Here is a 12,364-nt window from a genome sequence, read left to right on the forward strand (position 1 = left end):
TGCTCGATCGCGCGGCGCCGCGCGATCCGGGCGGCCTCCAGCGCCTGCTCGCGCGACACATCGGTGGTGTCGACTTCCTTGCGCGCGACAATCTCGGCCTGCCGGACCTGCCGGTCGGCATCGATCCGCTCGGAGCGCTTGGCGGCGAGCGCGATCACGCGCTCTTCGTCGGCAAGCTCGATCGCCTTCTTCTGGTCGATGTTAAGCACTTCGCGGGTCCTGGAGGAGGCGATCCGCTCGCTTTCCAGCGCCAGCTCGACATCGATCCGCTGCCGCTCGATGGCGTCGCGGCGCTTCAACTCGGCGGCCTCGATCGCCTCGGTGCGCGCGATCTCGAGTCCCCGGGTCTCGCGCTCGGCGCGAATGCGTTGGGCTGCGACCGACTTCTCCTGCGAGATCCGCGCCGCCTCGATTGCCTCGCGCGAGGCGATGTCGGCTTCCTCGATCGCGCGGGTGCGCGCGATCTCGAGCGCCCGGACGTGCTCCTCCTGGGCGATCCGCGACGCCTCGGTGGCCTCCCGCGCGCTGATGCCGGCGATCTCCACCGCCTGGTTGCGCTCGATCTCGAGCTTGCGGGTGGTGTGATCGGCGGCGATGCGCTCGGCGGCCAGCGTCTTCTCTCTGATGATGCGGGCGGCCTCGACCGCCTTCTGCGCCTCGATCTCGGCCTCCTGGATGGTGCGGACCTGGTGAATCTCCAGCGCGCGGGTACGTTCATCGGAGGAGATGCGTTCGACATTGACGGTCATGGTTTGGGCGATGCGCGCCTTCTCAGTGGCCTCGCGGGCGGCGATCTCGGCCTCGTCGACCGCGCGGGTGCGCTCGATCTCGCGGCGGCGGGTCTCTTCCTCATTGGCGATGCGGGCGTCGGTGACGACGCGGTCCTGCTGGATGCGGGCCTTCTCGATGGCCTCGCGGGCGGCGATCTCGGCTTCCTCGACGGTGCGCATCCGCTCGATCTCGCGCTGGCGTACCTCGCGCTCGGAGGCGATGCGAGTGGTGTCGACCGAGCGCTGGTTGGCGATCCGGACCTTCTCAATCTCCTCGCGGGCCAGCAGCTCCTTTTCCTCGACCGCGCGGGTCCGCTCGATCTCCTTGTGCCTTGTCTCGCGCTCCGAGGCGATCCGGGCCTCGGTGATCGCCTGCTCATTGGCAATCCGCGCCTTCTCGATGGCTTCGCGCGCGGCGATCTGGGCCTGTTCGGACTCGGTCTCGCGCAGCGCACGCTCGCGGGCAACCTCGGTGCGCTGCAGGGCGCGGCGCATCTCGATGTCGCGTTCCTGGTCGAGGCGAGCGGTCTCGCTTTCGCGCTCGATCTCCAGCGCCTGCCGCTCGGCTTCCAAATTGCGGGAGCGGATCTTGATCATCGAGTCCTGTTCGATGTCGTTGCGCAGCTTGCGCTTGGCCTCGATGTCTTCCATCAGGCGCGTCAAGCCTTCGGCATCGAAGCGGTTCGAGGGATTGAAATATTCGAGGTCGGTCTGGTCGAGATCGGTGATAGCGACCGATTCCAGCTCGAGGCCGTTTTGGGCCAGTGCTTCGGCGGCGTTGGCCTTGACGCGGGCGACATAGTCGCCGCGCTGCTCGTGCATCTGCTCCATCGTCATCTCCGATGCGACCGAGCGGATCGCGGAGATGAATTTTCCGGAGAGCAGGGTGTGCAGTTGCTCGGGCTCCATGGTGCGGCGGCCGAGGGTCGCAGCGGCGATCGAGACGGCCTCGCGGGTCGGCTGAACCCGGACGTAGAAATCGGCCTCGATATCGACGCGCATGCGGTCGCGGGTGATCACGGCGTCCTGCCGGGAGCGCACGATCCCCATCGGCAGCACGTTCATATTCACAGGCGTGGTGTCGTGGATGAACGGCAACACGAACGCGCCGCCGTTGATCACCACGCGTTCACCCATGAAACCGGTGCGGACGAAGGAGACCTCCTTCGACGAGCGGTGATACAGCCAGTTCACGACGTAGACGACGATGACGATCGCGACGATTGCGACGATGAGCCAGAGGATCAATTCACCGACCAGCATCCCCGACATCTCTCCCTCCCTTGGTCACGGCGGCTCTAGCGCGCGCCGATCGCCTTGAATTTGCGAACTTGTTCCGTCAGTGCCCGTTCCACCGGCAGGCGCTCCATTGAGGAGGCGCCGTAGAAGCCGTGGCAGTTGCGGGTCTGCTTCATGATGAAGTCGGCGTCCGCGGGGTCCGCGATCGGACCGCCATGCGCGAGCACGATGATGTTCGAATTGACGCTGAGCGCAGCCTCGGCCCAGGCCTCGATCCGGGCAGGGCAATCGGCGAGTTTCAGCGCGGTCTGCGCGCCGATCGTGCCGCCGGTGGTCAGCCCCATATGGCAGACGATGATGTCGGCGCCTGCGATCGCCATCGCGGTCGCCTCCTGCTCGCTGAACACATACGGCGTGGTCAGCATGTTCTTGTCATGCGCCTTCGCGATCATGTCGATCTCAAGCGCGTAGGACATCCCGGTCTCTTCGAGATTGGCGCGGAAGACGCCGTCGATCAGGCCAACGGTTGGAAAATTCTGCACACCGGCGAAGCCGAGCACCTTGAGCTGGTCGAGGAATACATCCATGTCGCGGAACGGATCGGTGCCGTTGACACCGGCAAGCACCGGCGTGCTGGTCACGACCGGCAACACTTCGCCGGCCATCTCGACGACGATGGCGTTGGCATCGCCATAAGGCATCAGCCCGGCGAGCGAGCCGCGGCCGGCCATGCGGTAGCGGCCGGAATTGTAGATCACGATCAGGTCGACGCCGCCGGCCTCCTCGCATTTCGCCGACAGCCCGGTGCCGGCGCCACCGCCGACGATCGGCTCGCCGCGTGCGATCATGGTGTGAAATTTCCTCAAAAGCGCCGCGCGTTCAAACCTGGGCATGGGTCACCTCGCCACTCTCCGCCGGCCACCGGCGCGTCCGAGCAGCGGACGGAACGCGCTGACGATGGCGGCGGTAAACTCGGGATCGTTGATGTTGCGCTTGACGCGAATGATCTGCCGGTTGCCGGTCTGGCTCACGGTACGCTCCAGCGCGCGGAACAGTGCCGCGTCGGCATCCGGGTCCCAGAACGGCTGACCCGGTGCATCCAGTGCGGAGACGCCGCCCTCGGCGAGGAAGAAGCGTACCGGCCCGTCCATCTGGTTCAGCCGTTCGCCGATCCAGCGGCCGATGCGCTCGTTCTCTTCCGGCGTGGTCCGCATCAGGGTGACTTGCGGATTGTGGACGTGGAATTTGCGCTGCCGGTAGCGCTCCGGAATCGTGTCGGGGGCGCCGAAGTTCACCATGTCCAGCGCGCCGACCGAGCCGACATAGGGCACGCGGCTGCGGATGATGGCGCCGAAGCGATCGTCGGTCGCCGGGAACACGCCGCCCATCAGGAGGTCGCAGACCTCGGTCGTGGTGAGATCGATGACGCCGGCGAGTTGCCCGGATTCGACCAGCTTCTCCATCGAGCGGCCGCCGACGCCGGTGGCGTGGAAGACCAGGCACTCGAAATCCTCACGCAGGTCGGCTGCGATCCTCTGCACGGCCGGCGTGGTGACGCCGAACATGGTGATGCCGATGGCCGGGAGATGCGCGACTGTATCGCGCTGCTTGCCGGCCTGTTGGTCGAGTCGTGCCTTGACCATGCCCACCAGCGCATGGGCGCCGTTACCGAGCACGGTGCGCGAGATCGAGTTGAGGCCCTGCACGTCCGTCACTGAATACATCATGGTGATGTCTGCGGGGCCGACATAGGGCCCGACGTCGCCGGACGCGACCGAGGAGATGATGAGCTTGGGGACGCCGACCGGAAGCGCGCGCATGCCCGGTGCGACCAGCGATGCACCGCCGGAGCCGCCGGCTGAAATGATCCCGGCGACATTGCCCTGGCGCCGGAGCCAGCGCTCGAACGCTTCCGCCATCGCCGTCACCGAGGCGCCGCGATCGGAACCGAACACACCGGAGCCGCCGCGGCCGTGGTTCAGCGCGATCTCCTGCGCGGTGACGTCGCAGCTCGCCGCCTTGCCGCTGGTCGAGACATCGACCAGCCGGCTCCGCAAGCCGCTGCCCGCGATGATGTCGCGGATGAAGCGCAGCTCGGCGCCCTTGGTGTCGAGCGTGCCGACGACCAGCACGACGGGTGGCCCCGATGTCCGCGACGTCGCGGGTTCACGCCGCGAGCGGGTGGCCTGCTCAAGCCTGGTGATACCGCTGGACTGCGTCCGCGCTGCCGCTTCGATGCGAGCGATCGGCACCGGCTGCGACCAACGCGTCGGCAGCACGGGATTGGAGATGTAAATGCGAGTCAGCCCCTTGCGCTCCGGCTGCGGCGCACCGGCCGCTTCGACCTTGGCTGGTGCGGCTTCAGCCTCGGTCTCATCAGCACCGTGGGTGCCGACGCCCAGCAGCCGCTGCTGCAACTCGCGGTCGGTCGCAAGACGTGCGGAGTCGATGATGCGGTTGATCCGACCGTTGACCATGATCGCGACGTTGCGCGACACTGCCGTCGCCACGCCGATATTCTGCTCGATGACCAGCACGGACATGTCGCCTTCGTCGCCGAGGCGCAGCAGCATCTCCTCGACCTGGGCGACGATCACGGGCGCGAGGCCTTCGGTCGGCTCGTCCATGATCAGCAGATGTGGATTGGTCAGCAGCGCGCGCGAGATCGCCAGCATCTGCTGCTCGCCGCCGGACAACTGGTTGCCGCCGTTGTTCTTGCGCTCGGCGAGGCGCGGGAAGGTGTCGTAGATCCGCTCGATGGTCCAGGCGCCGCGGCGGAGGCCTCCGGCCAGCGCCAGATGTTCGTCGACCGTCAGCGAGCGCCACAGGCGGCGGCCCTGCGGCACGTAGCCGACGCCGAGCCGGGCGATCCGCGCCGGGTTCAGCCGCGTGACTTCCTCGCCGCGAATCCGGATCGAGCCGCCGCTGGCGCGGACCAGGCCCATGATGGCCTTGCACAGCGTGGTCTTGCCCATGCCGTTGCGGCCGACCACCGAGAACACGCCGGACTCGAGCGTGAGATCGACACCCTGCAGCGCATGCGAATGGCCGTAATAGACGTCGAGGCCTTTGACCTCGAGTGCGGGCGGGGCGCGGCGGTCACTCATGGCCGCCTCCGAGATAGAGCTCCTGCACCTCGGGATCGGATTCGATCTCGCGCGGCAGGCCTTCCTTGAAGATGCGGCCGTTGTGCATCATCGTCACGCTCTCGACGACGCGCAGCGCGACGTCCATGTCGTGCTCGATGATGATGTAGCCGATATGGGCGGGCAGCGAGGTCAGGATCTCGATCAGCTCGCGCCGCTCGGTCGGCGATAATCCCGCCGCCGGCTCGTCGAACAGGATGAAGCGCGGCGCACCGGCCAGCGCCAGCGCGATCTCGAGCTGCCGCTGCTGGCCATGCGCCAGCTCGGAGACGCGCTGGTCCTTCACGCTTGCGAGGTGCACGGCCTGCACCAGCGTTTCGGTCGCGTGCATCAGCGCATCGTTCTGCCCCGGGCGCAGCAACGAGAACCGTCCGCGCGAAACGCCGCGGCAGGCGAGATAGACGTTGTCCTGCACCGTGAGGCCGGGGAACAACGCCGAGATCTGATAGGTGCGGCGCAAGCCCCGACGGATGCGCTCATAGGGCGGGGATTGGGTGATGTCCTCGCCGAAGAAGCGGATCGTGCCGGAGGAGGGCGGGAAGTCGCCGGTGATGCAGTTGAACAGCGTCGTCTTGCCGGCGCCGTTCGAGCCGAGCACGGCGCGGCGCTCGCCCGGTCGCACGGTGATGGTGACGTCGGTCAGCGCCGCCAGCGCGCCGAACAGCCGCGTCACGCCGCGCAGCTCCAGCGCCGCACCAGCGCCGACCACGGACAGGCGCTGCGCGACGCTATCCAAGGCGGCCTCCGCCTGAGCGTTGCGTCGGGGATGCATTGCGCCGCCGCCAGCGTTCCCACAGGCCGATCACGCCGTCGGACGACCAGAACACGATGGCGAGGAAGCCGAGTCCGATCAGCAGCCGGAAGCGGTTGCCGTCGAGCCCGAACTTGATCAACACGTCGAGCGCGAAGGTACGGAGCAGGACGAAGATCAACGCGCCGATGAACGGGCCGATCGGCCTTGTGATGCCGCCGACCACGGCGATGATGAGAACGTCGATGCAGGCGCCGACACTGACCGAGCCGGGCGAGATCTGCCGGTAGTTCCAGACCTGCAGCACGCCGCCGAGCGCCGCGATGAAGGCTGCGAAGGCGTAGGCCGCGATGCGGTGCGCATTGGGATCGAAGCCGAGCGCCGCCATGCGGCGGGAATTGTCGCGCACGCCCTGCAGCGCGAGGCCGAACGGCGCGCGCGAGACATGCTGGACGGCGAAGTAGCAGATCGCGGCGACGCCGAGCGTCACATAGTAGAAGGCGATATCGCTGCGCCAGTCGACGCCCCAGAAATGCGGCGTCGCGACGGTGTTGATTCCGGTGTGGCCGTTGAAGATCGCCCAGTTCTGGTTGGTGAAGTAATAGAACGCCGCGCCGATCGCCAGCGTGATCATGATGGTGTAGATGCCCTCGGTGCGCACCGCGAGCGCGCCGCCGAGCGTGCCGAACAGCGTTGCCAACGCCAGCGCCATCGGGGTCGCCAGCCACCACGGCCAGCCCAGACTGATATTGGCGTTGCCGCTCATCCCGAACACCGCGACCATGTAGCCGGCGAAGCCCGCGATCGTGAGCTGCATCAGGCTGACCATGCCGCCATAGCCGGCGAGGAACATCAGGCTGAGCGCGATGATGCCGAGGATCAGCGTGGTGGCGAAGATCTCGATCAGGAAGAAGCCGTTGGCGATCAGCGGCATGATCACCAGGATCAGCGCGACCAGCCAGGCCGCCGGGTTCTGGAATTCCGGCCAGGTCCGGATCAAGGCGCGGCGGGTCGCGTTGGCAGAAGGGTCGGGGCGGAACTGGGTGCTCTGCAGCAAGGACATCTCATCGCCTCGCGAGCAGGCCCTGCGGCCGCACCGCCAGCACCAGCACCATGATCAGGAAGGTGACGACGATGGCGTAGGTCGGGATGTAAACCGAGCCGAGCTGCTCGGCGAGGCCGATGATGACGGCGCCCAGTGCTGCTCCCGGGATCGAGCCCATGCCGCCGACGATTACGACGACGAGCGAGGCGAGCAGGAAACGGGTGTCCTCGCCCGGCGACAGCGACTGGAAGGTGCCGCCGACGACGCCGGCAATGCCGGCGAGGCCGGCGCCGAGCGCGAACACCAGCACGAACACCAGCTGGATCCGCACTCCGGTCGCGGCCAGGATGTCGCGGTCGTCGACCCCGGCGCGCACGATCATGCCGATCCGCGTCCGATTCAGGGCCAGCCACATCGCGACCCCGATCACGACGGAGGCTAAGAAGATCACGAGCCGTACCAGCGGATATTGCAGATAAACCGGCTCGCCCGATGATTTGATCGCCGTCAGCAGCGGCAGCTGCACCGGGCCGATCAGCCAGGCCGGGGTCTGCACCTGGTAGAAATCGCCGCCGAACACCCACAGCATCAGATCGGCGAACACGATCGATAGCCCGATCGTGACCATGGTCTGCCGGAGGTCTTGACCCTCCATGCGGCGGAACACTGCGAGCTGCAGGATCACGCCGACCAGCGCCACTGCGATGAAGGCGACGATGAAAGAGAGGATCCACGACCCGGTCCAGGTGCTGACCGCATAGCCGATATAGCCGCCGAAGAGGTAGAGCGAGCCGTGTGCGAGGTTGACGTTGCGCATCAGCCCGAAGATCAGCGTGAAGCCGCTGGCCACCAGAAAATACAGCCCACCGAGCGTGATGCCGTTCAGCACGGCGTTGAGGAACACGCGCTTGCGGCCGATCGCGGCTTCCAGCCCCGGCGGCCAGATCGCGAACACCAGCCACAGCAGCACCGCGACCGCGATGATCACGATCAGCGCCCAGGCCGGATGGCGTTCGATGAACCTGGCCATCTCCGTCGCGTTCCCTCTGACGTCGCGGCCGTCTACCGGGCCGCGTTTCCCAGCATCCTACCGAGGGCGAAAGCGTCGGATTTGATCGACAGTATCTTTTATCGTTCGCTCTGGAACTCCCTTACGGCCGCAACACCTTGGCGGCGCGGCGATAGTCGGTCGGGGCCATGCCGACATTGGCGGCGAAGAAGCGGGTGAAGCCGCTCTGCGAAGAGAAGCCGAGGTCGAAGCCGATATCGGCGATCGGCGCTTCGGTCGCGACCAGCGCATCCAGCGCCTGCTCCATGATCAGCGTGTTCATGTAGAGGTGAGGGGTGACGCCGGTTTGCGTCCGGAACAGCCGGTAGAAATGCGGCCGCGACAGGCCCGCCTCGCGCGCGATCGCATCGAGCTCGATCTCGGCGCCGGGACTTTCCGACATCAGCTTGATCGATTTGCGGACCCGGAAATCGGTCACCGCCGCGGCCGCGCGCGCATCCTGCGCCGTCTGCCAGCTCTCCTCGTAGCAGGAGTCGATCAATTGCCTGAGCTCGCTATCGAGGCTGCGCAGCGACGGCGCGCCGCACACCAGTGCTGCGGTGCGGCGGATCAGCCGGTCGAGCGCCTCGGTGCGCGGAAAGAAGGTGCGGCCGAACCGCAGGTCCTGTGCGCTCGCCCCCTGCGGCGCGAACCATTCGGCATTGACATAGAGCACGAAGAAGATCGCGCCATGGTCCATGTCGGTCGGCAGGAAATTGTGCGGTTCCCACGGGTTGACCGCGACCACGGTGTCGTCCTTGAGAAGCCAGCGCTGCTCGGAGACGTCGATCTGTGCCGGCGTGCCGCCGACATGAAAGATCAGGTGCCCTTCGCGGTGCGCATGCACGTTGAAGGGGCGGTTCAACTGATAGACCGTCGCGCGACCGAACCGGCCGTGGAAGACGGCAAGCGCCCTGCTCATGCCTCCCCTCCCGCGGGATGTTCTTGTCTTTTCGACAAGCGTTCATCATCCGCCCGAGGAAAGCAAGGGCGAGCAGGGTTCTTGATGCAACCGCGCGCCCTGGTCACGGCTGGCTTGCTCGCACCTGCAACAAATACGTCAGTACTTCTTGCACTCCGGAACCGTGCGGCTCGGCAGGCCGATCTTGGCGAACACGGCCGGATCGTAGCCCAGCGTCTGGTTGACGTTCGGGATCACCTTCACGACCTTGGAGAACAGCGCGCCCTTGCCGTCATCGACGACCTCGGTGACGAAATTGGTGCCGATCGCCTGGCGGTTGGAATCGAGCTTGATCTTGCCGTTCGGGGCGTCGATCTCGATCTTGGCCAGCGCGTCCTTCAGCTTGGCCTGGTTGTTGGAGAGATCGCCATTGACCTGCCGCAGCGCCAGGATCAGCGCCATGGTCGAGCCGTAGTAGTTGGTGGCGAGCAGCGACGGGCTCGGGAAGCGTTTGCTCTCCGGGAAGGAATCCTGATAGGCCTTGACGAATTTCTGCCAGTTCGGGTCCTCCCAGGTATCGGCCTGGCCGCTGGCGGCGATGGTGCCGACCAGCGCGTTCTTGGCGCTGCCCTTCGAGGACAGGATGGTCTGGTCGATCATGATCGAGCCGCCCATCAGATGCGCCTTGCCGCCGGCCTGCTGATACTGGTTCAGGAAGTTGACCGCGTCGGCGCCGCCGAGGCCGAGATAGATCGCATCGACATCGTCGGGAAGCGCTGCGATGACCGAGGCGAAGTCCTTGGTGCCGAGCGGCACCCATTGCCGGTTGGTGACCTGGCCGCCGGCGCCGCAGAATTCCAGCACCAGTCCGAACACCTGGGTGTAGATGAAGGAGTAATCCTCGCCGACGGTCGCGATCTTGCGATAACCCTTGGTCTCATAGGCGTATTTGCCGAGGCCGACCTGCCACTGCGCGCCGTCCATGTTGTAGCGGAAGAAATTCGGCGCCGGATCGACATAGGTCGTCTCCTGCGCGCCGGAGGCGGCGTTGACGAAGGTCAGCTCCGGATGGGTTTTTGCAAAGTTCTTCACCGCGATGCCCTCGTCGCCGGACAGCGGCGACAGCAGGATCTGCACCTTGTCCTGCTCGATCAGCTTGCGCACCGCGCGCACCGCGGAATCAGGCGTTGCGTCGGTCGAGGCGACGACGAATTCGAGCTCCTTGTCGCCGATCTTCTTGCCGAGCACGTTGAGCGCGGTCTGGTGGCCGCGCATGCCGTCCTCGCCGAGCACCGTGTAGGTGCCCTCGAGCGTTGCGGTGACGCCGACCTTGATCTTCTCCTGGGCGAACGCCGTGCCCGAAAGCAACAGGCTGCTCAACGCAATCAGTCCCAAATTGCCCTTCAACATCGCTTTCCTCCCTCTGTGTTGTCGCCGGCGTCCACCTGGCGTGCGAAGGCCGATGGGCGTCCTGTTGTTGGCGGCAAAGCTAGCCGAAGGCAGGTGCGGTGCGGATGTCGTCGGGACGGGTTAGCTTAACGGGCAGTCTCATTTTGATTGTTGCGCCGCAACGAGTTTCGCGGCGCAATGTCGCGGAGATGCTGCCGGCGCGGAGAGTGAGGTGACGCATACTCGAAGTCGTCCCTGCGAAAGCAGCGACCATAACCACAGGGCATTATCGTTGAAACGCGCTGTGGCTCCAGCTTCGCAAATCAACGCGCATTCGTGGTTATGGGTCTCGGGTCGCGCCGCGCTTGCCCGGGACGACGCCGAGTGTGTTGAGCGGTCGCGAGTCATGCACGCCGTTCGCGCGACCCGTTGGCTCATGCGGGCTAGTTGCCGAACCCTGAAATGTTGTTCGGTGCTACGGCATATGGTGGCCGGCGGCCTGTCCGCCGTCGACGTGGAGCACCTCTCCGGTCACAAAGCCTGCGCCGTCGAGATAAAGCACCGCGTCGACGATGTCGGAGATCTCTCCCATCCTGCCGACCGGGTGAAGCGATGCGAGCGCCGGGTGCGCCTCCGCCGGGTGCATCGGGGTCTTGATGATGCCGGGCGATACCGCGTTGACGCGAATTCCGCTCCTTGCATATTCGATGGCAAGCGCGCGGGTTGCGGCGTTCAAGCCTCCCTTGGTGAGCGAGGCGAGGGCGGCCGGGACGCTGCTCATCGGCTGGTCGACCAGACTTGTCGTGATCGTGACGATGTGACCGTGGCCCTGCTTGCTCATCAGCTCCAGCGCACGTTGGGTCATGTGGAAGAAGCCGGTCACGTTGGTCGAGATGTAGCTCGCGTAGTCGTCCTGCGAATAGGCGGTGAAGGGCTTGGCCGTGAATATCCCGGCGTTGTTGACCAGCGTGTCGACGCGGCCGAAATGATCCAGCGCCGCCTTGAACACGCTCTCCGCCGTCTGGCGCGCGCGACGTCACCTTGCACCCTGACCAGATCGCCATCGGTACCCGGCGTGATCGATCGCGAGGTCGCCACGACGCGGAAGTTTCGATCCCTGAATGCCTGAACGATGCCGGCGCCGATGCCCTGCGATGCTCCGGTGACGACGGCCACTTTCCGCTCTGTGCTCATGATTGCGTCCTTTCAAGACATGGCTGGCTTACGCCGCTCCGCTTGCCGTCAGCGGATCGTAGTCGCTGCTCTTGAGCATGGTGTGCAGTTGGCGCCGCCGGATGCCGAGATTGCCGCCGTCGAAGATCGGCAGTGCCAGCGCGTCCTGGAGCAGGCGACCGAATGGCGCTTCGTGGTCATAACTGTCGATGCCGACCACCCGCATCAGGTCGGTGATGACGCGTACCGCGGCCTCCGAGCCGAAGATCTTGGCCTGCACCGAAAGTTCCTCGGCTGCCGGCGACTGGGTGTCCAGTGCATGGCAGGCGCGCCAGCTGAGATAACGCGCGGCTTCGATCGTGGTCTTGGCGTCGGCGAGCGCATATCCCACTGCCTGATGCTCGATGATCGGGTGAACGCCGCCGCGCTTTTCGCTGCGGGCAAAATCAAGTGCAAACGAAAAGGCCGCCCGCATCAGCGCGACGCCGAAGATGCCGACCAGCGCCGCGGTGCCGGTGAACGCCGCCGCCGTCAGCGCGAGGCCTGCGCCCTGCTGTCCGAGCAGATTGTGGTGTGGAGCCGCGACATTCTTGAGGCCGAACTGCGGGACGAGATGCGCCCGATGACCGAGGCTGTCGATTGCGCGTTCGAACACCAGGCCGGTCACCGGTCCTTCCACCGCGATGATCGAGATTGCCGTGTCAGCCGGGGCGGTCGGATCGGTCCGGCACACCACGGTCAGGAGATCGGCACCCTCACGGTTCCAGCCGGTGGCCGAGGACACCCATTTCTTGCGGCCGTTGATCACCCAATTTTCGCCCTCGCGCTTCGCTGTGGTGCGGACGCCTTCGCCGGGCGGCGGCGAGGCGGCGTTGGCGCTGCCGCCGGGCTCGCTGGAGCAG

General features: G+C 66.0%; 9 protein-coding genes and 1 pseudogene. All 10 read right to left on the reverse strand.

Features of this window, described 5'->3' with window-relative positions:
* The coding region (locus tag H8A92_RS36810; RefSeq protein ID WP_229200173.1) for an SPFH domain-containing protein at positions 1-2,042 on the reverse strand (2,042 nt) is incomplete at its 3' end.
* Positions 2,043-2,068: 26 nt separating this feature from the next.
* Entirely contained in the window at positions 2,069-2,902 is an 834-nt protein-coding gene (locus H8A92_RS36815) for a phosphoenolpyruvate hydrolase family protein (protein ID WP_229200174.1), read from the reverse strand.
* Between the two features lie 3 nt (positions 2,903-2,905).
* Positions 2,906-5,116 carry an ABC transporter permease gene (locus H8A92_RS36820; protein ID WP_229200175.1) on the reverse strand — a complete coding sequence of 737 codons (2,211 nt, stop codon included), beginning with the start codon at positions 5,114-5,116 and terminating at the stop codon, positions 2,906-2,908.
* A complete protein-coding gene (locus H8A92_RS36825; RefSeq protein WP_229200176.1) occupies positions 5,109-5,891 on the reverse strand; it encodes an ABC transporter ATP-binding protein in 783 nt (260 codons plus the stop codon). Before H8A92_RS36825 ends, H8A92_RS36820 begins: the two co-directional genes overlap by 8 nt.
* The gene (locus tag H8A92_RS36830) at positions 5,884-6,969 is read right to left on the reverse strand and encodes a branched-chain amino acid ABC transporter permease (RefSeq protein ID WP_229200177.1); all 1,086 of its coding nucleotides are present in this window, start codon (positions 6,967-6,969) and stop codon (positions 5,884-5,886) included. Before H8A92_RS36830 ends, H8A92_RS36825 begins: the two co-directional genes overlap by 8 nt.
* Position 6,970: 1 nt before the next feature.
* Positions 6,971-7,981: a branched-chain amino acid ABC transporter permease gene (locus tag H8A92_RS36835; protein WP_229200178.1), complete on the reverse strand. Its 1,011-nt coding sequence runs from the start codon at positions 7,979-7,981 to the stop codon at positions 6,971-6,973.
* A gap of 121 nt (positions 7,982-8,102) precedes the next feature.
* The gene (locus H8A92_RS36840; RefSeq protein WP_229200179.1) at positions 8,103-8,921 is read right to left on the reverse strand and encodes a helix-turn-helix transcriptional regulator; all 819 of its coding nucleotides are present in this window, start codon (positions 8,919-8,921) and stop codon (positions 8,103-8,105) included.
* A gap of 138 nt (positions 8,922-9,059) precedes the next feature.
* A complete protein-coding gene (locus H8A92_RS36845) occupies positions 9,060-10,310 on the reverse strand; it encodes an ABC transporter substrate-binding protein (protein ID WP_229200180.1) in 1,251 nt (416 codons plus the stop codon).
* A gap of 454 nt (positions 10,311-10,764) precedes the next feature.
* Positions 10,765-11,483 (reverse strand): annotated as a pseudogene (locus H8A92_RS36850) (SDR family NAD(P)-dependent oxidoreductase).
* A 28-nt stretch (positions 11,484-11,511) separates the two neighbouring features.
* On the reverse strand, positions 11,512-12,364 hold an 853-nt coding region (locus H8A92_RS36855), incomplete at its 5' end, for an acyl-CoA dehydrogenase family protein (RefSeq protein ID WP_229200181.1).

The organism is Bradyrhizobium acaciae (assembly GCF_020889785.1).
Classification (GTDB): Bacteria; Pseudomonadota; Alphaproteobacteria; order Rhizobiales; family Xanthobacteraceae; genus Bradyrhizobium; species Bradyrhizobium acaciae.